This window comes from Zhengella sp., assembly GCF_041397485.1.
Lineage (GTDB): Bacteria > Pseudomonadota > Alphaproteobacteria > Rhizobiales > Rhizobiaceae > Zhengella.
The window spans coordinates 51,916-77,189 of the sequence record NZ_JAWKWO010000006.1; the positions used below are offsets into that span (position 1 = coordinate 51,916).

General features: G+C 63.6%; 22 protein-coding genes. 11 read left to right on the forward strand and 11 right to left on the reverse strand.

Annotated elements, in window-relative coordinates:
* Positions 1-6: 6 nt before the first annotated feature.
* Entirely contained in the window at positions 7-759 is a 753-nt protein-coding gene (locus tag R3D65_RS17320; protein ID WP_371276534.1) for a LuxR family transcriptional regulator, read from the reverse strand.
* A gap of 463 nt (positions 760-1,222) precedes the next feature.
* Positions 1,223-2,008, reverse strand: a complete 786-nt coding sequence (locus R3D65_RS17325; RefSeq protein ID WP_371276535.1) for an outer membrane protein — start codon at positions 2,006-2,008, stop codon at positions 1,223-1,225.
* 319 nt (positions 2,009-2,327) lie between these two features.
* Here R3D65_RS17325 and R3D65_RS17330 point away from each other — a divergent pair, with 319 nt between their 5' ends.
* The 10 genes from R3D65_RS17330 to R3D65_RS17375 all read left to right on the forward strand — a co-directional run bounded on the left by R3D65_RS17330 (position 2,328) and on the right by R3D65_RS17375 (position 16,374).
* Positions 2,328-3,779, forward strand: a complete 1,452-nt coding sequence (locus R3D65_RS17330; protein ID WP_371276536.1) for a sensor histidine kinase — start codon at positions 2,328-2,330, stop codon at positions 3,777-3,779.
* Positions 3,780-4,310: 531 nt separating this feature from the next.
* Complete coding sequence (locus R3D65_RS17335) at positions 4,311-5,456, forward strand: aminotransferase class I/II-fold pyridoxal phosphate-dependent enzyme (protein ID WP_371276537.1); 1,146 nt, start codon at positions 4,311-4,313, stop codon at positions 5,454-5,456.
* Positions 5,457-5,524: 68 nt separating this feature from the next.
* Positions 5,525-6,940 (forward strand): sensor histidine kinase, encoded by a 1,416-nt coding sequence (locus R3D65_RS17340; protein ID WP_371276538.1) that lies wholly within the window; start codon positions 5,525-5,527, stop codon positions 6,938-6,940.
* Positions 6,941-7,033: 93 nt separating this feature from the next.
* A complete protein-coding gene (locus R3D65_RS17345) occupies positions 7,034-8,878 on the forward strand; it encodes a putative bifunctional diguanylate cyclase/phosphodiesterase (RefSeq protein ID WP_371276539.1) in 1,845 nt (614 codons plus the stop codon).
* A 143-nt stretch (positions 8,879-9,021) separates the two neighbouring features.
* Positions 9,022-11,043, forward strand: a complete 2,022-nt coding sequence (locus tag R3D65_RS17350; protein ID WP_371276540.1) for a putative bifunctional diguanylate cyclase/phosphodiesterase — start codon at positions 9,022-9,024, stop codon at positions 11,041-11,043.
* A 267-nt stretch (positions 11,044-11,310) separates the two neighbouring features.
* A complete protein-coding gene (locus R3D65_RS17355; RefSeq protein ID WP_371276541.1) occupies positions 11,311-12,435 on the forward strand; it encodes an extracellular solute-binding protein in 1,125 nt (374 codons plus the stop codon).
* Between the two features lie 83 nt (positions 12,436-12,518).
* On the forward strand, positions 12,519-13,607 hold the full coding sequence (locus R3D65_RS17360) for an ABC transporter ATP-binding protein (RefSeq protein ID WP_371276542.1): 1,089 nt from the start codon (positions 12,519-12,521) through the stop codon (positions 13,605-13,607).
* A gap of 3 nt (positions 13,608-13,610) precedes the next feature.
* Positions 13,611-14,804 carry an ABC transporter permease gene (locus tag R3D65_RS17365; protein WP_371276543.1) on the forward strand — a complete coding sequence of 398 codons (1,194 nt, stop codon included), beginning with the start codon at positions 13,611-13,613 and terminating at the stop codon, positions 14,802-14,804.
* A 26-nt stretch (positions 14,805-14,830) separates the two neighbouring features.
* Positions 14,831-15,673, forward strand: a complete 843-nt coding sequence (locus R3D65_RS17370) for an ABC transporter permease (RefSeq protein WP_371276544.1) — start codon at positions 14,831-14,833, stop codon at positions 15,671-15,673.
* Positions 15,670-16,374, forward strand: a complete 705-nt coding sequence (locus R3D65_RS17375) for a hypothetical protein (RefSeq protein ID WP_371276545.1) — start codon at positions 15,670-15,672, stop codon at positions 16,372-16,374. Before R3D65_RS17370 ends, R3D65_RS17375 begins: the two co-directional genes overlap by 4 nt.
* Here the strand turns inward: R3D65_RS17375 and R3D65_RS17380 are convergent.
* A complete protein-coding gene (locus tag R3D65_RS17380; RefSeq protein ID WP_371276546.1) occupies positions 16,353-16,955 on the reverse strand; it encodes a tetratricopeptide repeat protein in 603 nt (200 codons plus the stop codon). The two genes, R3D65_RS17375 and R3D65_RS17380, sit on opposite strands and share 22 nt — an antisense overlap.
* 97 nt (positions 16,956-17,052) lie before the next feature.
* Between R3D65_RS17380 and R3D65_RS17385 the strand changes: the two genes are divergently transcribed.
* On the forward strand, positions 17,053-17,889 hold the full coding sequence (locus tag R3D65_RS17385) for a phosphodiesterase (RefSeq protein WP_371276547.1): 837 nt from the start codon (positions 17,053-17,055) through the stop codon (positions 17,887-17,889).
* A 25-nt stretch (positions 17,890-17,914) separates the two neighbouring features.
* Here the strand turns inward: R3D65_RS17385 and R3D65_RS17390 are convergent, their stop codons facing one another.
* From R3D65_RS17390 to R3D65_RS17425, 8 genes are all read right to left on the reverse strand, one after another.
* The gene (locus R3D65_RS17390) at positions 17,915-19,237 is read right to left on the reverse strand and encodes an MmgE/PrpD family protein (protein ID WP_371276548.1); all 1,323 of its coding nucleotides are present in this window, start codon (positions 19,235-19,237) and stop codon (positions 17,915-17,917) included.
* 140 nt (positions 19,238-19,377) lie between these two features.
* Positions 19,378-19,956: a PDC sensor domain-containing protein gene (locus R3D65_RS17395; protein ID WP_371276549.1), complete on the reverse strand. Its 579-nt coding sequence runs from the start codon at positions 19,954-19,956 to the stop codon at positions 19,378-19,380.
* 46 nt (positions 19,957-20,002) lie between these two features.
* Positions 20,003-21,889 (reverse strand): methyl-accepting chemotaxis protein, encoded by a 1,887-nt coding sequence (locus R3D65_RS17400; protein WP_371276550.1) that lies wholly within the window; start codon positions 21,887-21,889, stop codon positions 20,003-20,005.
* A 161-nt stretch (positions 21,890-22,050) separates the two neighbouring features.
* Positions 22,051-22,404, reverse strand: coding sequence for a hypothetical protein (locus R3D65_RS17405; RefSeq protein ID WP_371276551.1), 354 nt, complete (start codon positions 22,402-22,404; stop codon positions 22,051-22,053).
* Between the two features lie 9 nt (positions 22,405-22,413).
* On the reverse strand, positions 22,414-22,944 hold the full coding sequence (locus R3D65_RS17410) for a chemotaxis protein CheD (RefSeq protein ID WP_371276552.1): 531 nt from the start codon (positions 22,942-22,944) through the stop codon (positions 22,414-22,416).
* Positions 22,945-22,949: 5 nt separating this feature from the next.
* The gene (locus R3D65_RS17415; RefSeq protein WP_371276553.1) at positions 22,950-23,336 is read right to left on the reverse strand and encodes a response regulator; all 387 of its coding nucleotides are present in this window, start codon (positions 23,334-23,336) and stop codon (positions 22,950-22,952) included.
* Positions 23,333-24,394, reverse strand: coding sequence for a chemotaxis response regulator protein-glutamate methylesterase (locus R3D65_RS17420; RefSeq protein ID WP_371276554.1), 1,062 nt, complete (start codon positions 24,392-24,394; stop codon positions 23,333-23,335). Before R3D65_RS17420 ends, R3D65_RS17415 begins: the two co-directional genes overlap by 4 nt.
* Positions 24,391-25,269: a protein-glutamate O-methyltransferase CheR gene (locus R3D65_RS17425; protein WP_371276555.1), complete on the reverse strand. Its 879-nt coding sequence runs from the start codon at positions 25,267-25,269 to the stop codon at positions 24,391-24,393. The genes R3D65_RS17420 and R3D65_RS17425 overlap by 4 nt, the downstream gene beginning before the upstream one ends.
* Positions 25,270-25,274: the final 5 nt, after the last annotated feature.

Below are 25,274 nucleotides of genomic sequence, written 5' to 3' on the forward strand. Positions count from 1 at the left end.
CTCCCCCTAGTCGATGAAGCCGAGCCGCAGCGCCTTGGCGACGGCATGGGCACGGTTGACGGCGGAAAGTTTCTGGCAGGACGACGCCAGGTAGTGATTGACGGTATGTTCCGACAGGCCGAGAATGACCGCGATTTCAGGGCTGGTCTTGCCGGCCGCCGTCCACACGAGGCACTGCGTTTCCCGGTCGGTCAGTTTCGGCAACCCCCGCTCGCCATCCGAACGGGCAGCATGAACCTGCTGGAAGATGAGGTTGCAAAGCCAGGAAAGCTGCACCTGCTCCTGCATCGAACAGGCTTCACGCTCACCGGCAAAGGACACCGCGCCGCGCCGGCCACGCACATCATGCACGGGAAAGCAGGTGCCCGCCAGCAGGCCGAATTTGCGAAACAGCGCAACTGAAAGATCGTCGGCCCCGTCCTTGCGGTCGGTATTGATGGCTTCGAGATCCCAGGACAGCGGCAGCGTCGTGCAGCGCAGTGCCGCGACAAGGGGACTGCCGGGGAACAGCCTGTGCTCGTCATAGGCGCGCACCAGTTCCGGCGGCCAGTTCGAGATCAGCGACACATCGGCGAAGTCGTCGCCATGATCGCTCGGTAGGCGGAAAACCGCAAAATGGTGGAATCCGAGATCCGCCGTCATCTGCTTCAGAAGACGCAGGATGTCATAGGCCGTTTTGCACTGCACCACGGCGTCGCTATAGCCGATTGCGAAGTCCTCGACCGGTAGGGAGCCGTCAGTCTGCACGACATAACCCACTGCTGATAACCTTATAAGGAAACGGAATTTGCCGCGCCGCTACGCCCATGGCCGCCTCCAGTCAAGAATATTTAACACTACGAATGTATAATAAGCGCGATTTGAACCTGCCGCCATGCCGGCGTTGCCAAAACGCAACAAAAACCCTCCGGCCGGGCCAGGATGGCGCGACCGGAGGGTCTTTTGCTTCTGCCGCCGAATTGGCAGGGTGGGGGGCGGCAGGGCAAACACGTCAATAGCGAAATTGTCATGTTGATTTTGTCCGATAGTGCCCGAGTGGCGCCGGGTTGGCCATTGCCTGCTTCCGGGTGCGAGAAATCACCATTGACACATGCCGGATGCATCATTTTCCCAAAAGCCATACCCGGTCTTGTCCATGAGCCTCGCGCCATGGAGGAACGGAAGAACCGCCGCGACCCTTTTGCGGCGGTTCACACGCTCGACGCCATCGCGGCGATGGCGGTCAGAAGGCGACGTTGAGGCCCAGCCGGCCGAGGATCATGTCGTTGCGGAACCGGTAGCTGATGCTCTCACCGGGGAATGCGGCCGGGTCCGCTCCGTTCACGACCGTGTCTTCCAGGTCCACATAAAAGGCTTCCAGTTTCATGCTCACGGTCTCTGTCAGCCGTGTCTCCACGCCGCCGCCAACCGCGTAGCCGTAGCGGTACCCGCTGGCGCTCCAGTCCGGCGAGGCATAGGCCAAGCCCGGCAAGGCGATGGAGAAGCGGTTCGTGACCTTGCCGGCAGCAAAGCCGCCGGTGGCGTAGATCAGGCTGCGGTCAAGCGCGACGCCGGCCCGCACCCGCGCCGTGGCCAGCAGGCCGAAATCCGTATGGTAGGCGGAATTCGTGACCAGACCGGTGAATGGCGGAAACGGATTGGGGTCGATGCGCGACATGGTATGGCGAATCCGGAAATCCGCGAATGAGACATCGGCCTCCACGCCACCGACGAACCCGCCCGACTGGTAGTTGAAACCGGCGGTGATGCCGCCCGTCAGACCTTCGTCGGGATGGTCGATCGAACGCGCGAAAAGCCCGTTTGACACATCGAGCGGGATCAGCACGCCACCATGGGCGCCCAGGTCGGCCCGTCCCGTGCTCGTGGCCAGCCCGGCAATCGCGCCGGCATAGAAGCCGTGCCAGGAAGCACCCGCCGGCGGTTCGTCCAGACTGCCGCGAAGGCCGGTTTCGCCTGCCAAGGCCGGAGATGCAACAAGCAACGCGGCAGTCAGAAGATAGCGTATCATGGTCTTCCCCAACGTCACCACGAGCAGCACGCTTCGCCGCGTCGCCCGTTTGTCATTGCAGGAAGAATCTTTCGTCTATAACTAATTTTCAGTTAACTTATACTAGAGCCATGCCATTTTCCTTAATTTCCCGTGCCGCAACGTGCGATTTGCCCGTCGCCGGGGGCGCGCTGAGGCGAGCCGGCACCGTTGCTCCGCCACTGTTTAACCCAATTAAAATCAGTCTTGTCTAAAGTACATGCGAAGTCATGCGAACAGGTCCGGCCCGGCCACAAGGTTCTGGGTACCGCGGCCATGGCATTCGAGAGGCGGACGGGACATGTTCGAGAAGATCGCGAAAAGCTACATGGCGCTGGTGGAGTATTTCATTCCGCCGGAACTGCGGATGGACCGCGAGGCCTGCAACCAGGCACGCATGTTCCTCATCAGCCACACCATGGGTCCGATCCTTGGCAACACGGTGCCCCTGGCGCTTTTCCTCGTCGATCCGACGCCTGGCATGGACACGTTCTGGCTGGCGGTTTCGATCACCGGTTTCTGGGTCTTTCCCTTCCTGCTCAAGCGGGGCTTCAACTACGACTGGCTGGTCGTCATCTCCGTGCTGAACCTGAATTTCTGCATCTTCTGGAGCTGCTACTACAATGGCGGGGTCGCTTCGCCCACGTTGCCCTGGGTGCTGATCATTCCGCTTCTTTCGTTCTTCTACATCGGCGGCGAGCAGCGCCTGCAATCGGCACTGCTGGCCATCTTCGCGCTCTGCTTCTCGGTGTTCCTTGCCATCTACACGCTGACGGCGCCGCCTGCCAACGACGTCCCGGCCTATGCCATGACAAGCCTCGGCATTGTCTCCACGCTCGCCTGCTTCGCCTATGTCGCCACAATGGCCATTTACTATTCGCGTATCTTCGACGCCGGCGTGGAACTGGAAAACGAGGTGCGCCGCCGCCGGCAGGCATCCGACGAATTGCGCCAGGCCGTCGCCAATGCCGATCGCGTCGGCCGCATGAAGGCCGAATTCCTGGCGCGCATGAGCCATGAACTGCGCACGCCCCTCAATGCCGTCATCGGCTACAGCCAGCTTCTCAAGGAAGAGGCGATCGACATGGGCGACATGCAGATGACCCGCGACGTGGACAAGATCCACGATGCCGGACAATATCTCCTGCGTCTCATCAACATGATCCTCGACCTCTCGAAGATCGAGGCCGGACGCATGCAGTTCCGCCAGGAGACATGGCGCCTGGCCGATCTCGTTTCCATGGCCGTCGAGGGCGCCCGCCCGGTGATCACAGGGAACGGAAACGCGGTCGAATTCTACCTCGAACCCGGCGTTGACGACGTGGAGACAGACCGCGAACGGATGATCCAGATTTTTGACGCGATCCTGCGCAACGCCGGCGAGAACACCAGGAACGGCGTTGTGTCCGTGACCTGCAGGCTTCGCGAGACCGCTGCCGGCAAGGCCTATGCCGTGGAAATCCGCGATACCGGCAGGGGCATTGCCCGCGAACGGCTCAAGACCCTGTTCCAGACCCTGATCGATACCCGCGATGCGTCCCAGAGCAAGTATGGCGGCACCGGGCTGAACCTGACCATCACCTATCGCCTTGCCGAAGCCATGGGCTGCACGCTGGCCGTGGAAAGCGAGGAAGGCAAGGGAAGCGCCTTTACCGTCACCATTCCCGCGCTTTGGCACATGCCGGACGAAGCGCCCGTGACCGGGGAAGCCCCCGGCACCGGATCGTCCGCACCCGTGCCTGCCGCCGCATGAGGCAGATGCCGCCAGCGCCACGCTGGCGGCCTCGGTCCTGCTGACGAATGGCTGCTCCCGCAGCCATCGGTCTCGCCTGAAAGGCGCAAGGAAACAACCGGCTTGCCATCGCAATCCGGCATTTTCTGCTCATGGCCGAAAATACAGATCGATTGTTTTTCTTGTTTGAGCAGTATTCATATTAAATTCACCAACACCGGAATATTTCATTTTAGTAATGTCGAAATTTACTATGTATTCCATGGTTGCAGTGTTTCATCGTCGCCATCAACGACAAGACAGGGATGGCGAGAAAATGACCAACCACAAGATGATCGACGGCGTACCGGAAATGGCCCTCCAGGGCAGCATGCGTGATTTCAGGGTCATGGAAGGCGCGGACCTTCTGGGCCGTTGCGAGAATTTCTTCAACTGGCAGGATACTGTCAACGGCGGAGTAAAATTCGGCCATTGTGGCGGAGCAAAAGTCGGCCAGTTTGGGGCGAGCCCTTCGGCCGCGCCACGGAAACCGGCCCTGCCTCCACTTGCGCCGTGCGCGACGATGCCGGGCATCTGTCCCGGGGCGTCAACTTCGCCTCGCAGGACTATCTCGGCCTTTCCGCGCATCCGGCCGTGCACCAGGCAGCCCACGATGCCATCGGGGTCTACGGGGTGCATTCCGCCGGATCGTCCGCGCTGGTGGGCAACATTTCCAGTTCCGTGCGTCTGGAGCAGGAAATCGCCGACTTCCTGAACATGGATCATGCACTGCTTTTTGCCACCGGCTGGTCGGCCGGCTTCGGCGTCATCAAGGGGCTGGTCCGTTCCCATGACCACATCGTCATGGATGCGCTGGCCCATGCCTGCCTCCAGACGGGCGCCCAGGCCGCCACGCGCAATGTTTCGCTGTTCCGCCACAATGACGTCGAGCATTGCCGCGACCGACTGGCCGCGATCCGCCAGCGCGACCGCGACGGCGCGATCATGGTGGTGACGGAGAGCCTCTTCTCCATGGACAGCGACACCCCCGACATCGCCGCGCTTCAGGCCCTTGCCCATGAATACAACGCGGTGCTGATGGTCGATGTGGCCCATGATCTCGGCTGCCTCGGCCGTGACGGAACCGGCCATATCGGCATGCAGGACATGCTGGGCAAGGTCGATCTGGTCATGGGCAGCTTCTCCAAGACCTTTGCCTCCAATGGCGGCTTCGTGGCCACCAACAAGCGCGCCGTGAAGGAATATCTGCGCTTCTACAGCCCGAGCTGCACCTTCACCAACGCGCTGTCGCCGGTGCAGGTTGCCATTGTCGGCAAGGCGCTGGAAATCGTGCGCTCGGCCGAGGGCGCCCAGCTGCGCCGCGACCTGATGGGCAACATCCTGTCTCTGCGCATGCAGCTCAAGGACCGCGGCATGGACTTCTACGGCGACCCCTCCGCCATCGTGGCGGTGAAGACCGGTGACGAGGCATTGGCACGCATGACGGCGCGCGCACTGCCCGATGTCGGCCTGATCGCCAATCTCGTCGAGTTTCCGGCGGTCGGCAAGGGTCTCGCCCGCTTCCGCATGCAGGTCATGGCGACGCATACGGAGGACGAGGTGACCGCCGCTGCCGACAAGATGGGTGCTGCCATGCGCATCGCCCGAGCCCGGCTCGATGCCGGTTACGATGAAACGCCGCTGCGGGTGGCAGGCTGACAGGAAAGCAAGGGGCGCGGGCATTGCCGGCGCCCTTTCTTCACTCTCCAGGGGATCGGAGCGGGACAATGATGATGGACAACAGGCTGGTGAACTGGTTCGTGCCGCGGAATATCCGCGGGCGAACCAATATCGAGATGGCGCGCATTTTCGTGTTCACTCACCTTTTCGGCCCGGTGATCGCCCAGCCCATGGCCATCTATCTCTACCTTGTATCGCCGGAGGTGAACTACCAGCTCGAAGTCATGGTCGCCGGCATCTACAGCTTCCTGCTTCTCCCCTTCGTGCTGAAATATACCGGCAGCATGACGGTTTCCTCTCTTCTTTCCTTCGTTGGCCTGGCTGCCGTTTCCCTCTTCGGAACCTACCATTACGGCGGCTTCAGTTCGCCCTTCCTGCCATGGTTGATCGTCAGCCTGCTTCTGGGCTTCTTCTACCTGTCGAAGAACACGAAACTCGTCATCAGCCTGTTCACGGCGATCGTCGGCGTGTTCATCTTCTTCCTCATCCGAAACGGCCTGCCGAACACCGTTCCGGTCGAGGACCTGCAAATCCTGAGCTGGCTGTCGATCGTGGCAGCCACCGTCTACATGTCATGGATGGCGCTCTACTATGCGCGCATCATCGCCTTGCGCAGCGAATTGCAGCACGAGGCCGAGCGCTTCCGCTCCACCATGGAAGAACTGGAAAAGGCGCGCGCGGTTTCCGAGGAAGTCAGCCATCATCGCTCGCTCTTCTTCTCCAAGATGAGCCACGAACTGCGCACGCCTCTCAATGTCATCATCGGCTATTCGGAAATCCTTCTCGACGACGTCAACGATGCGACCGGCGGGGATGACCAGACGATCAGGGATCTCGACCGCATCAACAAGGCGGGCAAGCATCTGCTGTCGCTCGTCTCGGAGGTGCTCGATTCCGACAAGATCGTCAACGACGTCAACGCGGTCGAGGTCTCCGACTTCACCCTGGGCGACCTGATCGACGAAGTCGTCGCCAGCGCGCTGCCGCTGGTGGTCAAGAACGGCAACCGCTTCGACATCGACTGCCCCCACCGCGAGGCGCATCTTCGCACCGACCGCACCAAGCTGCGGCAGATGCTCATCAACCTGCTATCCAATGCCGGCAAGTTCACGCGCAACGGCAATGTCACGATGAAGCTGAGCATCGAGCGAAGCCCCGCCGACATACGCTTCCACGCCACCGTCAGCGACACGGGCATAGGCATCGCACCGGATGTGCTCCCCAAACTGTTCCAGAGCTACATCCAGGCCGACGCCTCCATCTCGAAACGCTTTGGCGGCACCGGGATCGGCCTGGCGATCACACGCAAGTTCGCCATCCTGCTGGGCGGCGAGATCTCCGTGGCCAGCCGGCCGAACGAGGGCACGCAATTCACGATCGACATACCTGCGCATATCGAGGCGATGCAGCAAATCCCTGCGCCGCAGGCAGGTATATCGGCTTCCGGGGCGCAAGCAGCCTGAATATTCAATAACGCTAAATCAACAAATACTGACCAATATAGCGCAACGGACAGGTCAAAGGGCGGACGGACAATGAACACGGCTACTGCACACATGATCCGCACAAACGAAACGGAAGCGCCGGCAGGCCAGGCGGACAGGGCGCCGCGCATTCTGGTCGTTGACGATGTGGCGGACAATCGCGACATCCTGACACGGCGGCTGGTGCGCCGCGGCTTTGAAGTTGTCGAGGCCGCTGGCGGGCACGAGGCATTGCGCCAGATCGAGACCGCCGGTTTCGACGTCGTGCTGCTCGACATCATGATGCCGGACCTGAGCGGAAACGAGGTTCTGCGCCACATTCGCGAACGCTTCGCCAGCACCGAACTGCCGGTCATCATGGTCACCGCCAAGAGCCAGAGCGAGGACGTGGTCGAGAGCCTCAATCTGGGCGCCAACGACTATGTCACCAAGCCGGTGGATTTCGCGGTGGCCATTGCGCGCATCAACAGCCAGCTCGAAACCAAGAAGGCGAATGAGAACACGCTGCATTCCAAGCGGTCGCTGGAAGCGCGCACCGAGGAGTTCAACCGCACCCTGAGCGACCGTGAACTGGCGCTCAGGACCGAGACCAGCCGCCGGCAGGTATCGGAAGAGAAACTGCACTTCCTCGCCTATCACGACTCGCTGACCGAATTGCTCAACCGTCAGGGTTTTCGCGACGCTCTCCATCACGCCATAGACGAAATGCCCGTCCATGACCTGGAGCCGGCGCTTCTCTTCATCGATCTCGACGGCTTCAAGACCGTCAACGACCTGTTCGGTCATGCCATGGGCGACAGGCTTCTGTGCGCTGTCGGGGAGCGGATTCGAGCACTGGTACCGCCACACTTCCACATTGCCCGCCTCGGCGGCGATGAATTCGCCGTCATCACCCGCTTTTCGGCACAACCCGAAGCCTCGATGGAAATGGCGGAAATGCTGGTGCGCGAACTGGGCAAGCCGTTCGTGGTGGAGGGGACGCAGCTCAATATCGGCGCCAGTTGCGGCGTCGCGCGGGCATCCCATTTCTCATCCGATCTTGACGGACTGATCAAGGGCGCGGATCTCGCCATGTACCACGCCAAGAGCAATGGCCGCGGTGGCGCCGTCCTGTTCGAGGCCCGCATGCTGCAGGAACAGGAAGAGAAAAGGCAGCTCGAAAGCGACCTGCGCCTGGCGGTGCAGCACTCCCGTTTCGAACTTTTCTATCAGCCGCTCATCGACATCGGCAGCCGCCGGATCACCGGTTTCGAGGCGCTCATCCGCTGGCCGCATCCCACGCGGGGCCTCATGTCGCCGGAAATCTTCATCCCGCTGGCAGAGGAAACCGGGTTGATCAACCAGTTGGGCGCCTGGGTGCTGCGTGAAGCCTGCAACGAGGCGAAGACCTGGCCCGAGCACATCAAGGTGGCTGTCAACCTGTCGCCATTGCAGTTTGAAAGCCCCTCGCTCCTGCCCACGCTGATCAATGCGCTGGCAGCCTCCGGCCTTGAGGCAAAACGCCTTGAACTGGAGATCACCGAGTCCGCGCTGCTGGGCAACGAGGGCAAGAATGTCCAGACCCTGCAGGCCATTCGCGAACTTGGCGTGCGCGTTTCCATGGACGACTTCGGAACGGGCTACTCCTCGCTCGCCTATCTGAAGAACTTCCAGTTCGACAAGATCAAGATCGACCGCCGCTTCGTGCAGAGGCTTGAATCGAATGTCTCCGACGCCGCCATCGTCGAGGCCATCATCAACCTCAGCCGCAATATCGGCGTCGGCACCACGGCCGAGGGCATTGAGACGGAAAGCCAGTTGAAAGCCGTTATCGGACAGGGCTGCATGGAGGGCCAGGGCTACCTGTTCAGCCGGCCGCTGACGGCCAGGGATGCCCGTGACTTCATCACCCGCTTCCTTGCCGCCAGACAAGCATAGTCGCCTTTGAGCGCCGTTACAGTCATTCTCTTTGCCGGCGAATGAAACAGGCTAGGTAATTTAGTGGAGTTTAAATTTAAATCTTTGTCAGGCTTTCGGCTTCTACGCTCACAACTGTCGCAACCAGTCTCCAGGGCGCAGAAATGCCGTACAGAAAGTGGATCGGAACCAGCGCGCACGGCAGGGCCGGACGCCTGACGCATCACCTGCCGCTCCTGGTGGCGGCAAGCTATGCGGTCGGCAGCATCTTCTGGATCCTCCTGAGCGACCGCCTGCTTGCCTCCATGGCCCGCACCTATGAGGACTACCAGCAGGTCCAGACCTACAAGGGCTGGTTTTTCGTCACCGTATCGGCCCTCCTCATCTACGCCACCTTGAAGCATGTCTGGAACGGCATGATCGCGGCTTACGAGGCCTCCCAGGAAAGCGAGCAGCGGCTGGAACTGGCATTGGCCAGCGCCCGCGGCGGCGTCTGGGAGATTGACATCTCCAACGGGCAGCAAACCCTGGCCTATGCCTCGTCGGAACTCGTTTCCCGTCTTGCCCTGCCCCGCGCCCACCGCATCACGATGGAAGAACTGAGCGCCCGCCGTCATCCCGATGACGTTCGCGCAGCCGAGCGCGCCATAGCCGAGACAATCCGGTCCGGCGGATCGAAGCCCTACAATCACCGCTACCGCATCATTGCCGCGGATGGATCCGTCTGCTGGGTGCATGCCATGGGCAATTTCGTGCCGGGTACCGGCAAGCGCCACGACCGCCTGGTGGGTGTGGCCCTCGACGTGACCGAGCAGATGGAAAACGAGGCCCGCATCGAGCGCCTTCTGCGCTTCGACCCCGCCACGGGCCTTGCCCGGCAGGGAAAGTTCCTCGCCGACGCGGACGAGGCATTGTCCGGCATGCTCGAAAGCGAGACCTTCGCCCTCGGCCAGATCCGTTTCGTCGACCTCGAACACCATCTCGGGGAAGACGAAACCAAAGCGGATGCGGCACTGATCCGCATGATCGCCGATCGCTTTCACAAGCTGGCCGACGTCGAAGTCTCCCGCATCAGCGCCGACACCTTCGCCTTCCGCACCGGAACCTCGCGCAGCTTTGCCGCGACCCAGCATGACGTGCGCGATGTCCTGACCGCGTTGATGCAGCCCTTCACAATCGATGACAACACGGTCCGGCTCCGGGTCCAGGTCGGAGCGGCGATTGCCCGGACGGGTACGACAGCCATCGCCCTTCTGCGCAACAGCGGCCATGCCATGGAAGCCGCGGAGAAGTCCACCGACATTGCCGTCGGCTGGTTCAGCGACGAGTTCAGCGACGAGTTCCGCCAGCGCAACGAGCGCATTCGCGATCTCGATCACGCGGTCGATCGTGGCGAGATCGAATGCCATTTCCAGCCGTTGGTGGACTTGCAGTCGGGCAGAACCGCCGGTTTCGAAGTCCTGGCACGCTGGCGCCGGCCCTCCGAGGGCCTGGTCCGGCCCGACCGGTTCATCGGACTTGCCGAGGAATTCGGCCAGATCGGAACGATTGGCGAAGACGTTCTTCGCCAGGCCTGCGAAACCGCGGTCACCTGGGGCGATGACGGGCCGTTCGTTGCCGTCAACGTCTCGCCGGTCCAGCTACAGGATCCCGCCTTCCCGGCCATGGTCGCCAGGACGCTCGGCAACAGCGGCCTGCCGGCAAGGCGGCTGGAACTGGAAATCACCGAGAACGCCCTCATCAAGGACCTCGACGCGGTCTCGCAACGGCTGGAATGCCTGCGCGACATGGGCATATCCATTGCCATCGACGATTTCGGCACCGGCTATTCCTCGTTGTCCCTGCTGACCCGCGTTCCCTTCACCCGCCTGAAGATCGACCAGACCTTCATCCGCGATTTCGGCCGCACCCGCGAAAGCACCGTCGTCGTCGACACCATGATCGGCATTGCCGAGAAACTGGGCCTGCCGGTCACAGCCGAGGGCATCGAGACATCCGGCATCGCCGCGCTTCTGGCCGCCAAGGGCCCGATGCTGGGCCAAGGCTATCTCTTCAGCAAGCCCGTTCCGGCGGCACAAACCCGCGAACTGGCCGGCTGCGCCTGGGCCGCGGACTGGTTGGCCTGCCCGGCGGTTCCGGAGCCGGGCGCACCCATGTCTGTCCACAGGCTGCGCCATACGGGCTGACACCTGTTCAGGATCGAGCCGCCCGGTCTTGCCGCACCGGCAAGCGCGGCAACACCACGCGTAGCCGCCGGCCATGCGCAGCCATTGCGCGTGCTGCAATCGGCCAGAAGTGCCATTCCCTGCATTCGGATGTGAATTGACACCGAACTGTCGTTCAACTGTCAGCGAACTGTTGCAATCGGAGACTACCGGAACCGCCGTGGACCGTCTCACGAGCGGGCGTCCGCACAATCCGGTTTTCAAGCACAGCTGATCAGGAGAATGTCCATGATTTCGCGCCGTACGCTTCTCAAGAGCACTGCCGCGACGAGCGTCTTCGTCGCCGCCCCGGCAATCCTCAAGGCCTCCGACGCCCTCGCCTCGTCCGGTCAGGTCAACGTCTTCGCCTGGGGCGACTACATCCAGGCCAACCAGATCGAGAAGTTCGAAAAGGACACGGGCATCAAGATCAACCTGTCCACCTACGGCTCCAACGACGAGGCCGAGCAGAAGCTCAAGGCTGCCGGTGGCAAGGGTTTCGACGTGATCTTCCCGTCCATCACCAACGGCAACAATTACTACCCCGACGGCCTGCTGGCCGAACTGGACGAAGCCAAGCTCGTCAATGCCGGCAACCTGATCCAGTCCATGGTCAATGACTCCGTCAAGCTGGGCGGCACCTATCGCGGCAAGCGCATGCTGATGCCGTTCAACTGGGGCACCGAGGCCATCACCTTCAACAGCGCCGACATGCCGATCGCCGATGCCGATGTTTCCTTCGGTTCGCTGTGGATGCCGGAAGCGGCCGGCAAGTCGGCGTTCCGTCAGAAGTCGGTCATCATGGGCGTCGGTCTCTACCTCGACGCCAAGGGCGAAATCGCCTCCAACCGCATGCTGGATGTCTACAAGTCCGAGGACGATGCCCGCCGCGTCTGGGACGCCTGCGCCAGGTTCGTCATCGACAACAAGGACAAGATCGCGGCTTTCTGGAACAACGCCACCGAAGCCACCAATGCCTTCAAGCAGGCCGGCGCGAGGATCGGCCAGACCTGGGACACGACCGGCCTTCTTCTCAATCGCGAAGACGCGGCCTGGAAATACCGCATGCCAAAGGAAGGCGGCATCACGTGGATGGACTCCGTCGGCGTTCCCTCCGGCGCGGAAAATGTCGAACAGGCCTATGCCTTCATCAACGCGCTGATGACCCCTGAAATGGGCGGCCTGATGTCGAAGAACACCGGCTACAACTCCGCCGTGGCGGGTGCCGCCGACTTTGCCGGCGATGACTACAAGAACCAGTTCAACGCGGTCTACAACGCCGAAAACCTCGCCAATCTCTGGTGGTGGCAGGCCGACACGCCCTGGTTCGCGCCGCTGCGCCAGGAATATGTCGACAGGATCACCAACGCCTGATCGCGCCAGCCGGACGGGGGAGGGGAAACGCGCCCTCCCCCTTGCCGGCCAATTGTCTTTCACGTTTATGACGGGGAACCGGAATGCACGGTCAGGATATCGCCCTTGCGGGTGTCACGATGCGCTATCCCAACGGTTTCGTTGCGGTCGAATCGACGGATCTCGCCATCCGGGCCGGAGAGTTCTTCTCCATTCTCGGCCCGTCCGGTTGCGGCAAGACCACCATTCTACGCATGATCTCCGGCTTCCTCGAACCGACCACCGGGTCGGTTGCCATTGGCGGAAAGCCGATGGCCGGTATCGGTCCGAACCGCCGCCCCACCGCATTGATCTTCCAGAACCTCGCACTCTTTCCGCTGATGAGCGTCTGGGAAAACGTCGCCTTCGGCCTTGAGGCCCGCGGCATGCCCAGGGCACAGCGCCGCCGCCGCGCCGAGGAACTGCTGGCCCTTGTGGCGCTCGAAGGTCAGGCCGGCAAGAAACCGGGTGAATTGTCCGGCGGCCAGCGCCAGCGTGTCGCCGTCGCCCGCGCGCTGGCCGTGGAGCCGGCCGTGCTGCTGCTTGACGAACCGCTTTCCGCGCTCGACCTGAAACTGCGCCAGCACATGCGCGCCGAACTGAAGGACATCCAGCGCAAGACCGGCGTGACATTCGTCTACATCACCCACGACCAGGGCGAGGCCCTGACCATGTCGGACAGGGTGGCCGTCATGAACCGGGGCCGCATCGAGCAGGTCGGTGATGCCGAGGAAATCTACAACGCGCCCGCGACAGCCTTCGCCGCCACATTTGTCGGCGAGCAGAACCGCTTTGCCGGAACCGTGGTCGAAGCCGATTCCGAGATCGCCCTGATCGAGACGCCGGTCGGCCGGCTGGCCGGTATCAACCGGCAGGGTCTGCGCCAGGGCGAGGCTGCCCAGCTTTTCATCCGCCCCGAACGCATGGCCCTTGCGTTGAATGGGGCGGCCGACGCCCTCGAAAACCGTGTCGACGCCTCTCTGGAACGGCGCGACCTGGAAGGGCCGTTCCTGAACCTGTTCATGCGCGCCGGTGAACATCCGCTCACCCTGCATGTCACCAATGCGGGCGATGGGCTTTCCATGGAACCGGGTCAGCCGGTTCCGGTCGGCTTCCGGCGCAAGGATGCCATCGTCCTGCGCGCGGGGAGCTGACCGGTGGGCGGGCTCTATCGCAGCTTCGGCCGCCCCCTGACCTTCGGGCTTTTCCTGCTCGTCGCCCTCTGGCTGTTCGGACTGATCCTTCTGCCCCAGATCGCGATGATTCAGCGCGCCTTCCAGGTCGAGGACCGCGGCGGCATTTCCGCGCAGCTTTCCGTCGAGATCGACAAGCTCTATGTCCGCCAGTTCGAGATCGACCAGCAAGTGAAGGCGCTGGATGCGCCCGCCGCCGCGCGGCCATCCGCGCCCTCGCCGTTTGCGCCTTCCATGGGCGATACGGCACCGGCCGCACCCTCGCCAAACGACCCCTTTGCCGGCCTGTCCGCCGGCAAGAGACCAGAGGCCGATCCGGCCGACATCGACAGGAAGCGCCAGGCGCTTCAAACCGAGCGCACGCAGGTCACGGCCCGGATAGCGGACCTGGAAGCGCGGGAAACCGGGCCTGCCGCACTGGATTTGCGCTATTCGCTGGAGAATTTCACCTCCATGACGGCGGTGCATTTCCGGATCTTCATCGCCACCCTCTTCTATGCCCTGTGCGTGACCGTCCTCGCCTTCCTGGTCTGCTATCCGGTGGCTTATGCCGTTGCCGTCGCCGCCACGCCGGACCGGGCCGCGCTGCTTCTGCTGGCGCTCGTCATTCCCTATGCCATCAACGAATTGCTGCGCATCTTTGCCTGGGTGATGATCCTGGAGCGTCAGGGCCTGTTCAATTCCGTCCTCGACTGGCTCGGCATCATCGACTTCGCCGCCGGTGAGGGGTTCCGCTTCGTCGCCTCCAATGGCGCCGTCTTCGCGGTCATGGTCTATGCCTATGTCCTGTTCATGGTCTTTCCGATCTACAACACGATCGAGACGCTTGACCGCAACCAGATCGAGGCGGCCCGCGATCTGGGCGCCTCGGCCTGGCGAATCCATGCGCGCATCGTCATTCCGCACGCCAAGCCCGGCATCGCCGTCGGCGCCATCATGACCTTCATGCTGTCGGCCGGTTCCATTGCCGTGCCGGAGATCGTCGGCCGCGGCATGCATCCCGACTGGTTCAGCCAGGTCATCTACCGGCGCTTTTTCGAGGCCGACAGCTGGAACGAGGGCGCGGCCTATTCGCTGGCCCTTCTCGCCGCCTGCATGCTGTTCATCCTTGCCGTCATGGCCGTCTTCAGGGTCGGCATTCGCGACATCGCCAGATAGGGCAAGCCGGAACGGGAGACCATGCAATGACCGACCAGACCGCCACCCATCCCGGCATGGCACCGGCGAACGCGAAACGCCGGACGGCCATCGACTGGGGCGACGCCATCCTGACCGGCTATCTGCTGCTCTTCTTCACCTGGATGTTCCTGCCGCTCATCCTCATGGTGCTGGCTGCCTTCAACGCCAACCCCACGCCCTCGGCGACCGATTGGCAGGGCGTGACGCTGGACTGGTTTACACGCCTGCCGCAGGATGAACGCTTCATGCAGGGGCTGCTTCATTCGCTCATCATCGCCGCCGGCGTCATCGTCATCGCCATTCCCATGGGCCTGGCCGGTGCGCTCGTCCTGTCGCGGCTGCAATCGCGTGCCAACACGCTGCTCTACACGCTGCTTGTCTCGCCCGTCCTCACGCCGGGCATCGTGCTCGGCGCGACCACGATGATCTTCTGGCGCGACCTGTTCGGCGTGCAGGCCGGCCTTTTCACCACCGTCATGGCGCAAGCCGCCTTCATCGCCGCCTACTGTATGCTTATGTTCATGGCCCGGCTGCAACGCCAGGACCGTATTCTGGAAGAGGCGGCGCTGGATCTGGGCGCATCGCCCTTCTTCGCCTTCCGCCGTATCACCCTGCCATTCCTGATGCCGACTGTCCTGACAGCAGCCTTTATCGCCTTCCTGCAGTCGATCGAGAACTACAACACGACCTTCTTCGCCATCGGCGGTTCCTGGACGCTGGTCACCGAGATCGGCAGCCGCATGCGCTTTGGCCTGTCGCCCATGATCAACGCCATCGGCGTCATCTTCATCGCCATCACCGTCATCGTTGCCGTCACCCATACGCTGGTGATACGCAGGCGCAAATGAAGATCACGCTGACCTGCCTGCCCGGATACGAGGATCGCCTGCCGCGCCCGTCGCTTGCCGCGACAGGACTTCCAGGCTGGCTGAAGGCCTTGCCCGCCCAGCGCGAAAGCGCTGTCCTGGAGGGTGCGCCGGTGCGCACCGTCAAGCAATGTCCGCCCTTTCTCGACGCCATGCGAACCGGCATCCTGTTTCCGCTGGCCGCCGATGTCGCCATCCGTGACGGCACGTTTGAATGGGACTGGGATTTGCCCATGCACCCCGTTGCCCGGTCCACCCGCTCGCCCGTCGGTTTTCACGTTCCGGAGCAGGCCGGGGGCATGCCCGGCGTCGATCCGCAGGCCTTCGCCGTCAAGTTCAACAATTTCTGGACCGTGGGTCTGCCGGACGGCTGGTCCATGCTGTTCACCCACCCGCTGAACCGCCTCGACCTGCCGTTCCGCACCCTGTCCGGCATCGTCGATTGTGACCATTGGCACGACGGCTTCGTGCACTTCCCCGCGCTGTGGACCGATCCGGACTTTTCCGGCGTGCTGCCTGCCGGAACACCGGTGGCGCAAGGCTTTCCGGTACGCCGCGATCCGCTGCAACTGGAATTCGCCGCCATGGATGAGACCGCGCTCACCCGCCATGTGGAGATACAGGACGGCTTGCAGGCCGAACCTGGCCTGTACCGCAAGGCCTATCGCGCCACGCGCGGATGAGCCGGCCGCAGCGCGAGCCGCCCGCGCGCGCCCTGTGTCATGATCTTCAGCCGCAGCGCCGCGTTCTCTGCGCCCGGTCCGAGGTCGGCCAGTGCCGCCGCGCAACCCTCCAGATCGCCGGCCTCGCGCAAGCCGATCGCAAGCGCCGCGATGGCCTCCGCACTTGCCAGTCTTTCACGCGCGATGCGCAGCGGCCCGAGCGCCTCGTCGGCCCGGCCCAGGCGAACCAGCGCATTGCCGAGATTGAGTTGCGCGTGGACATCTCCGGGAACGGCGCGCAGATAGCGCGCGAACCCCTCGGCCGCACCGTCCGCGTCGCCTGTTTCGAGCGCACACGAAGCCTGTTCGAACAAGGCGTTGACATGGCCGGGTTCCAGCGCGAGCGCCTGGCCGAAAGCCCTTGCGGCATCGCCGGAGCGGCCCAGCCGGCGCAGCACCAGCCCCTTGTTGTAGGCAATGGCCGCATTGTCCGGCAGCGCCTTTTCCAGGACCAGGGCAAGACGCAGCGCCGCACCCCAATCCTCCTCCGCGATGGCCTTCTGGAATGCTCTCGCATTCTGCTGGAGTATGTTCGTGCCCATGCCGCCCTCGCTTGCCCGCCATCTTGTTCCGGTCTGTCACGCCGCTGAAACACGAGCGGTCTAGGCACGCCAGAAAAACCAGCACGGTGACACTGTTATGAAGCTGATCCACATTTCCGACATACACATCAACCCGGAGCCGGTCTGCGGCCTCGATCCGGTCGAGAATTTCCGGCGCTGCCTCGCCCATGTGGAAGTAAACCACGCAGACGCCGACCGTGTCGTCATCACCGGCGACCTGACCCATCACGGCCGCGAGGAGAGCTATCGCCTGCTGGCCGCCATGCTCGAAGCCAGCAGCCTGAAAGGAGATGCCGCGCCGCGCCTGCTGATCGGCAACCACGACAACCGAAAAACCTATGCCACGGTCTTCCCTGCCACGCCGCGCGACGCGAACGGCTTCATCCAGTGGACCGAGGAGACGCCCGCGGGCACCTTCATCTACATGGATTCGACTGAACCGGGCACCCACGCCGGCCACTATTGCGCCGCCCGCCGCGCCTGGCTCGACCGCCAGCTTTGCGCCGCGCGCGATGCCGGCAAGGGCGCATGGCTGTTCCTGCATCACAACCCGATTGCCGTCCATATCGCCAATGCCGACCAGATCGGCATCGTGCAGGAGCGCGAATTGCAGGAACTGCTGGCCGCCCATCGCGACACGGTGCGCCACATCTTCTTCGGTCATTGCCACTACACGCTGAGCGGCACGGTGCGCGGCATTCCCTATTCCGCGCCGCGCTCGACCAATCACACCTGCTGGCCGGATTTCTCGGGCATCGCCACGCGCATGGGCTACGGGGAATTGCAGCCCAACTACAATGTCTGCTTCCTGGAAGGCCATGGCACGGTCATCCATTCCGTCGATTTCCTCGAAGAGGACAAGGTGCGCTGGCTGATCGAGGACGAGCAGGGCAATCCGCTCACTGCGGCCTGAAGCCCAGCCGGGTCGCGCAGGAAGATCATGAGCCGGCCGGCACAAGCAATCGCGCGATACCGGATGCGGTGCAGCCTTCCAGATCGCCGGTCCGTTCGATGATCGCCTGGGCGCCGTCCGGAACCAGGGCCCGAACCTTCGCGGCAAGTTTCGCCAGCAGCACGTCGCCGGGAAGCCGCGCCGCCAGATCGTGGTCGGCGGCAACCGTCTCGCCACTGTCCAGCACGATGGAACAGCGGGCCTGCAGGTCGCTCAGCCGGTCATCGCCCTCGACGAAAACCCGGCTGGCGAAACCGGCAAGCCGCGCGTCGGCCGCCAGCGCATCCGCATAGGCCTTGTCGTCGCCGGTGCGAATGCCGTGAAACACCATGCCTGCCAGCCAGGCATAGCTGAACTTGACTTCGAGCCCCGTGCGCGGACGCTTGATGTCACAGACCTTCAGCCAGCGCGGATTTGTCGAAAGCGTCAGTGAACGCACGCTTTCCGGCGCCAGCCCTTCGGCGGCGACCGGCAGCAGCGCCTCGATCATGGCATGGGTGCCGTGGCAGCAGGCGTGGAACTTGTACTTGTTGTCGAGCAGCCGGAAGACTTCCGGCGGCAGGCCCCCCTCGAAGGCAGCATCCGGCGCGCGCGCCTCGCTGTGGGTCGGGATGAAACCTTGCGCGCCCATCAGACCGTCGCAGGTGGAGGTGAACCCGGCTGCGGCCAGCGCGCTGCATTCCACACCGTTCGAGGCGGCAATGCCCGCGTTATAGGGCTTGCCCATGGTGCCGAACTGGGACTTGAGACCCGATGCCCGCGTCGCGCAAAGGCCGAGCGCTGCGCGCATCCGCGCCCGGTCGAGCCCGCGCAGACGGCCCGCGGCCACCGTCGCGCCGAATGCCCCGGCAGTGGCCGTCTGGTGAAAACCGCGGTTGTAATGCTCAGCGCCCAGAACCCGCCCGATGCGGATGGCGGCTTCCGCGCCCAGTAGAAAGGCATCGGCAACCGCCTGCCCGCTCGCCCCCGTTTCCTCGGCCACGGCAAGCGCGGCCGGATAGATCGCGACCGACAGGTGCCCGACATGGTCAAAATGGGTATCGTCGAAATCCAGCGCATGACTGGCCGCGCCATTGACGAGGGCGGCCATGCGCGCCGGCGCCCGGCCGCCGCCGAACAGCGTGGCCGCACCAACGCCGCCTTCCTTTGCGGCGAGGGTCCGCAGCATGCCGGTCAGCGGCTCGCCAGCGCCTGCCCGTCCGCAGGCGATCCAGTCCATCAGCGATCCCTGCGCAACCTTGCGCACATCCACGGGAATTTTCGCCGCCGGAAGGGCGGCAATGTCGAGCACGAGATCGATGAGCGTCATGGGTTTCCCCCCGGAAGAGCGATGCGCCGGACGCCCGCTGGGTTCTGCCGGCACAAGGAATTCCGGGGGTTATGCCGCCAGGAGCGTCCTCGACGCAAGGGGCCGGCGCAGCCGCCGCGCCGGCCTCGTCGGGACTGGCGTCAGATCTCGCCGAGATTGATGCCGATGGTGATCGCGCCGATGAGGTTGCCGCTCTCATCGACAATGGTCGTCGAAGCCTGCGATTGCAGCACCTGTGTCGATTCGTCCTTTTCCGGCGCATCGACGAACATGGCACCGGCCCCGGCGCCGAACGACTTCTGGAACTTGTCCTCGTCACCCTGCCAATAGTCCGATGTCAGCGCATTCTGACCGACATTCAGGCCCTTGTTGTCCATCACGAAGACCTCTGTGATGACCCCGCCGGATTCCTGCTGCTTCTTTTGCAGGAAGGCCGAGAGAGCATTGGACAGCACGCCGTCGATCAACTTGCGGTCGCCACCGTCCACGCCGGCGCGCCATTCCTTGTCCATTGCGTCGATATCGGCCTGGGAAAGTCCGGCATGGGCCTCGTTCTGCGCCTTGATCGCGGATATGACGGCGGGATCGGAGAGCCAGGGCTGGACGTTCTGCTCGACATAGGCCTTGATCGGCGCGACATAGGCCTCTTCGGCCACGGCCGTGGCGTGGGTTGATGCGAGTCCGGCCACAAGGGCCAGGGCAAACAGGGTCTTGCGCATCGGGGACCTCCTCGGTGTTCTGCGCGAAAAGTCAGCGGGTGACGGTTCAGAATTCCTCCCAGTCTTCCGCGAGCGCCGTGTTTCCGGCACTGGCGCGAACAGGTACGCTGGCCTTGGCCTGCGGCTTGCCGGGCGCTGCCGACGGCTTGGCAGCCACCTTGACGGTGGGTGCATGGAGGACGGCCTGTGTCCTGCCGGTATCGAAGCGGGCGACCGCCGTCTTCAAGAGCTCGCCCTGGCTGACGAGGTCATGGCTGGCGGCATTGGCCTCCTGGGCCATGGCCGCGTTTTGCTGCGTCACCTGGTCCATGTAGCCGACGGCCGTGTTGATTTCCGACAGGCCCGCGGATTGTTCCGAATAGGACCGGATGAAATCCTGGATACTGTCATGGATCTTGCCGATAAGCTGTTCGATCTCGGCCAGGGCGCCCCCGGTCTGGTTGACCAGCGCGGCGCCCGTTCCCACCTCTTCCACCGACGTGGCGATCAGTTGCTTGATCTCCTTGGCCGCTTCGGCCGAGCGCTGCGCCAGTTCGCGCACCTCCTGCGCCACCACGGCGAACCCCTTGCCCGCTTCGCCGGCCCGCGCCGCCTCGACGCCCGCATTGAGCGCCAGCAGGTTGGTCTGGAAGGCGATCTCGTCGATCACGCCGATGATGCGCTCGATCTGGGACGAAGAGGCTTCGATGCGTCCCATCGCGCCGATGGCGTCCTGCATCTTGGCCACCGAACGCGCCGCCTGCGACTTGGCATTGCCGACGAGTTCGCCGGCCTGCGTGGCACTGTCGGAAGACCGCTTCACCGTGGCGGTGATCTGCTCCAGCGAGGCGGCCGTCTGCTCAAGCGAGGCAGCCTGACGCGCGGTGCGGTCGGAAAGCTGTTCGGCCGAATGCAGCAATTGCTGCGAGCCGAGATCGATGCTGCCGGCCGATGCCTTGATGTCGTCGAGGACGGTGGCGACTGAATCGACCATCCGGTTGAAGTCGGCGGTCACCTTCTCGAATTCGGGGCCGAGATCGTCGATGCGGCTGGAAAAATCGCCGCCGGCCAGCCGTTCCAGCGCCAGGGCCAGCCGCGCCACGGCATCCGCCTGCATTGCGGCCGTCCTTGCGGCGGTTTCGGCATTGCGGTTGCGTTCGAGGCTGACCGCCTCGCGCTCCTCTGCCGCGGCCTTTTCCCGTGCCTGTTTTTCGATCGTTTCAGTGCGGAACATCTCCAGTGCGCGCGCCACGACACCGATTTCATCGTCATTGTCGAGATAGGGAACCGCGCTTTCGGTATCGCCTTCCCGAAGGCTGGCGATACGCTCGCCCAATGTCTTGAGCGGCCTGCTCATCAGGCGAGAGAGCGCGAACAGGAACACGATCACCACCAGCGCCATGATGGCGGCCTGCGAGGCCAGCCGCACCAGCGCCGTGTTGCGGGCATCGGCAACGATCGCCTCATTGGACCAGACCGTGGTGATGGCGCCGACCGGGTTGCCGGACTTGTCCAGCGGAAGCGGCACCGATACGGCCACGAGGCCGTTGCCGATCTCCGATACGAGCCGTTCCTCCCCGGATATGGCCGTGGAGATCGTGCCGGCTTTCTGCTGGTCCGCCTCGCCGACAGCCCCGTCGCGGAACCAGGTGTTGATCGCCTCGCCCTTGCTGTTGACTGCCATGAAGCCCATCAGGCCAAGGCTCTCGTCGTCGCGATAATGCTTGTATGCATCTCCAACCGCGTCGCCCTGGCCCCATTTCACGGCGGCGGCCGAAAGTGTGCCGAACTGCTGCGATTCCTGGGTCCAGTCCTGGATCGCATTCGTCATCGCCGTGCGTTCCTGGATCACCCACGACGCCGTGGAATAGGTCACCAGCCCGACCAGGCTTACCCCGATGATGACGCCAGCGAGCTTTGCGGAAAGTTTGAGTTTGCCGAACCAGTTTGCCATGATCGTCCCGTTGGAAGATGACGTCCACGCTCGCATCGCGTGGCGGCGGCGATCCGCCGAAATTCCATCGGGTCCGTCATGGCCCCAATCCCGTTTTGCCCAGTGTTGCGGGCAATTATTAAGGTTGCGCTAAAACACATGCGTATTCCGGCCGCTGGGCGTCAGCCCGCCGCCTTCATCTTGCTGAGCAGCGATTCCAGCCCGCTATGCAGTTCCATGTCGAAGGCGTCCGCCGTCTTGTCCTGGTAAACCGTCATCAGGCGCGCGATTTCCCTGAGCTTCTGGCTGATCAGGTCGAGCGACTGGATGAAATCCAGATGGTCGGTGTCGAGCGCCTCGACCGGCCAGTGATCGCTGTTGTCGAGCGCTTCGGCGATCTCGACCAGTTCGCCGATCGCGCCGGCCAGCACCTGGCCCGACGGCACACGCAGCGGTGTGCTGTCTGGCTTGCAAGGGCCCGTGCCGGTTTCGTCGGCATCGTCGAAGAAGAACATTTCGTGGTCTGCATGGGACATGTTTGGTTCCTAGAAAAGGTCGACTTCGCCCGCGACGGCAGGCTGGCGGGGGACCGGCGGCTCGGCCGGCGGCAAGGCTTCGCTGCCTTGCAGGAATTTCATCAGCACCTTTCCGGTCGATGGCGTGAACTCGATGCGCCTGCCCTTCGGCCCGCCAAGGCTTTCGGATGCCGGAGCGAAGCCTTCCGCCTCCAGGAACTGGCGCACGAAGGCGACGTTCTTCTCGCCCGGGCCGTAGCGGGCGTTGAACAGGCTCGACCCGCCGAAAATCTTGAACACGAGATCGCGCTTGCGCGAACCGCGCTTGTACATGTCGTTGAGCATGACCTCCATGAGGTAGGCGCCATAGCGGCGTTCCGCGTCATGCTCGGCGGAGGAATTGCCGCCCGGCAGCAGGATGTGGTTCATGGCGCCGAAATGAAGCGCGCTGTCATAGACGCAAGTCGCCACGCACGATCCCAAGATGGCCGCGAAGACCAGATCCCGATCGCCGCTGACGCGATGCTCGCCCTGCGCGATGATGACGCGTTTCATGTCCATGCCCATCAAAGTCTCCCGATCACCCCCTCGATCGCCCGGCGCAGGCCAGGCTTGTCGATCGGCTTTGCCAGCACGTTGTTGGCGCCCAGCGCCTGCGCCTTGGTGATGACCTCGTAGTCGCGCTTTCCTGTCAGCAGGATGAAGCCCATCTTGGAAAGCTTGGGATGCCCGCGCACGGCCTTCAGGAGGCTCAGCCCGTCGACATCCGGCATGAACACGTCGGATATCACCAGATGCACCGGCTGCGTCGACAGCTTGGTGAAGGCCTCACGCCCGTCCTTGGCGATCTGGATGTTCTTGACGCCCATTTCCTGCAGCGATTCGACCGTCATCATCCGGCTGGTTATGTGGTCGTCCACGACCATGATGTGAACAATGTCCTTGAGGCTCATTGGCCCGATCCTTCGTTTTCGATGTTCTTGCGGCCCGCCAGCAGGGCGCCGGCGATCCGTGTGATGGGCAGGACTTCCGCGGCTGCCCCGAGTTCCACCGCGGCCTTCGGCATGCCGAAGATCAGGCTCGTTGCCTCGTCCTGCGATACGGTCCGCCCCCCATTGCTGCGGATCCGGTACATGCCGCGCGCGCCATCCGACCCCATGCCTGTCAGAAGCGCCGCGGCGACCGATACCCCTTTCAGCTGCGCAATCGAGCCGAACAGGACATCGATGGAAGGCCGGTGGCCGGAGACCGGGTCGCCGGCGATGAGACGGCCCTTGAGCGCCGGCCCGCTGACCACCAGATGGCGCTCCCCGCCCGGCGCGATATAGACGGTGCCGGGCGCCAGCGGTTCGCCGTCCGCCGCCTCGCGCACGGCGGGCTTGACCAGCCGGTTGAGCCGGTCCGCCAGATTGCGCGAGAAACCGGCCGGCAGGTGCTGCACGATGACGGTTGGCGGACAATCCGCGCTGAACGTGGAAAGCACTTCCGAAATCGCCTCGATGCCGCCGGTCGACGCGCCGATGGCAACCAGTTCCGGCCGTCCCCTGGACGCCGCGTCATGGCCGGACTGGGAACTGCGCATGCCGGTCGCGGACCGGTGCGCGCCATTCATGGATTCCATGGGCGGGCCGCCCCTGCCGGCCTGTCGCACGATCCGCCGCATGGCCAGCAGGCTCGCTTCGTCATCCAGCTTCGGCTTGGGCAGGCAGGCATGCGCGCCGGCTTCGAGCACTTCGCGCGCAATGGCCTCCGACTGCTCCACGTGGCTGGAGATGACGACCACCGGCATGGGCCGCAACTGCATGATCTTGTGCAGGAAATCGATGCCGTTCATGTTCGGCATCTCAAGGTCCAGCGTCACGACGTCCGGATCGAGTTCCTTGATCCGCGCGCGCGCCTCGTAGGGGTCGCCGGCCGTACCGATCACCTCGATCTCCGGATCGGCATCCAGGATCGTGGACAGGAGGCGTTGCATCATGGGGGAATCGTCGACGACAAGGACCCGGATCATGCCGTGCCTCCCCGTCCGGGAAGATAGCGGTAGGTGGTGATGTCCGACTGCACGAAATCGCGCGCCACCGGTCCGTGCATGCGCTCGGAATGGCCGATATAGAGAAAGCCGCCCGGCTCCAGCTGCCCGGCGAAACGCTCGAACAGGCGCGCCTGCAGGTCGCGGGTGAAATAGATCAGGACGTTGCGGCAGAAGATGGCCTGGAACCGGCGGCGCATCGGCCAGTCGCCGATCAGGTTCAGTTCGCGGAAGGAGACCAGCGTCTTCAGGTCACCCTTGGCGGCCACCCCGTCGCCGTCCCGGTCGAAGCCGCAATCGGCGATGTCGCGCGGCAGCTTGGCTGCGTTGTCCCCGCCATAGCGCCCCTGGCGCGCCCGTTCCAGCATGTTCCGGTCGATATCGGTCGCCAGGATGCGGATGTCCTTGCGCGCCGCATCCGGCATGGCCTGCAGGATGACGCTGCCCAGCGTATAGGGCTCGCGGCCGTCCGAACACCCCGCGGACCATATCCGCGCCGGCTCGCGCGAAGCCAGCCGCTCGCGCACCAGCGGCAGGGCATGCTCGCGGAAATGCCGGAAATGATGCGGCTCGCGGTTGAAGTCGGTCACGTTGGTCGTGATCGCCATCATGAGCTGCTGCAATTCGTCGTCATGGGCCGGATTGGCGACGAGCTCCAGATAGGCATCGAAGCTCTCGCACCGCAGTGCCCGCAAGCGCTTGATCAGACGGGTGCGCACGAGATCGCGCTTGGCGTCGGTCAGGTTGATGCCGATGCGCTCATGGACCAGTGACTGCACGGCGCGGAAGGCGCGCTCGCTCAGCACCGTGTCGGGCGAAGGACCGTCAAAGGCTGAAATCCGGGCCGCTGTCTCCATGCGCG

What these genes read in the sequence shown, in the direction of transcription:
- R3D65_RS17325 (WP_371276535.1), bottom strand. Translation starts at nt 2,008, where the DNA reads ATGATACGCTATCTTCTGACTGCCGCGTTGCTTGTTGCATCTCCGGCC.
- R3D65_RS17330 (WP_371276536.1), top strand. Translation starts at nt 2,328, where the DNA reads ATGTTCGAGAAGATCGCGAAAAGCTACATGGCGCTGGTGGAGTATTTC.
- R3D65_RS17340 (WP_371276538.1), top strand. Translation starts at nt 5,525, where the DNA reads ATGATGATGGACAACAGGCTGGTGAACTGGTTCGTGCCGCGGAATATC.
- R3D65_RS17345 (WP_371276539.1), top strand. Translation starts at nt 7,034, where the DNA reads ATGATCCGCACAAACGAAACGGAAGCGCCGGCAGGCCAGGCGGACAGG.
- R3D65_RS17350 (WP_371276540.1), top strand. Translation starts at nt 9,022, where the DNA reads ATGCCGTACAGAAAGTGGATCGGAACCAGCGCGCACGGCAGGGCCGGA.
- R3D65_RS17355 (WP_371276541.1), top strand. Translation starts at nt 11,311, where the DNA reads ATGATTTCGCGCCGTACGCTTCTCAAGAGCACTGCCGCGACGAGCGTC.
- R3D65_RS17360 (WP_371276542.1), top strand. Translation starts at nt 12,519, where the DNA reads ATGCACGGTCAGGATATCGCCCTTGCGGGTGTCACGATGCGCTATCCC.
- R3D65_RS17370 (WP_371276544.1), top strand. Translation starts at nt 14,831, where the DNA reads ATGACCGACCAGACCGCCACCCATCCCGGCATGGCACCGGCGAACGCG.
- R3D65_RS17375 (WP_371276545.1), top strand. Translation starts at nt 15,670, where the DNA reads ATGAAGATCACGCTGACCTGCCTGCCCGGATACGAGGATCGCCTGCCG.
- R3D65_RS17380 (WP_371276546.1), bottom strand. Translation starts at nt 16,955, where the DNA reads ATGGGCACGAACATACTCCAGCAGAATGCGAGAGCATTCCAGAAGGCC.
- R3D65_RS17385 (WP_371276547.1), top strand. Translation starts at nt 17,053, where the DNA reads ATGAAGCTGATCCACATTTCCGACATACACATCAACCCGGAGCCGGTC.
- R3D65_RS17390 (WP_371276548.1), bottom strand. Translation starts at nt 19,237, where the DNA reads ATGACGCTCATCGATCTCGTGCTCGACATTGCCGCCCTTCCGGCGGCG.
- R3D65_RS17395 (WP_371276549.1), bottom strand. Translation starts at nt 19,956, where the DNA reads ATGCGCAAGACCCTGTTTGCCCTGGCCCTTGTGGCCGGACTCGCATCA.
- R3D65_RS17400 (WP_371276550.1), bottom strand. Translation starts at nt 21,889, where the DNA reads ATGGCAAACTGGTTCGGCAAACTCAAACTTTCCGCAAAGCTCGCTGGC.
- R3D65_RS17405 (WP_371276551.1), bottom strand. Translation starts at nt 22,404, where the DNA reads ATGTCCCATGCAGACCACGAAATGTTCTTCTTCGACGATGCCGACGAA.
- R3D65_RS17410 (WP_371276552.1), bottom strand. Translation starts at nt 22,944, where the DNA reads ATGGACATGAAACGCGTCATCATCGCGCAGGGCGAGCATCGCGTCAGC.
- R3D65_RS17415 (WP_371276553.1), bottom strand. Translation starts at nt 23,336, where the DNA reads ATGAGCCTCAAGGACATTGTTCACATCATGGTCGTGGACGACCACATA.
- R3D65_RS17420 (WP_371276554.1), bottom strand. Translation starts at nt 24,394, where the DNA reads ATGATCCGGGTCCTTGTCGTCGACGATTCCCCCATGATGCAACGCCTC.
- R3D65_RS17425 (WP_371276555.1), bottom strand. Translation starts at nt 25,269, where the DNA reads ATGGAGACAGCGGCCCGGATTTCAGCCTTTGACGGTCCTTCGCCCGAC.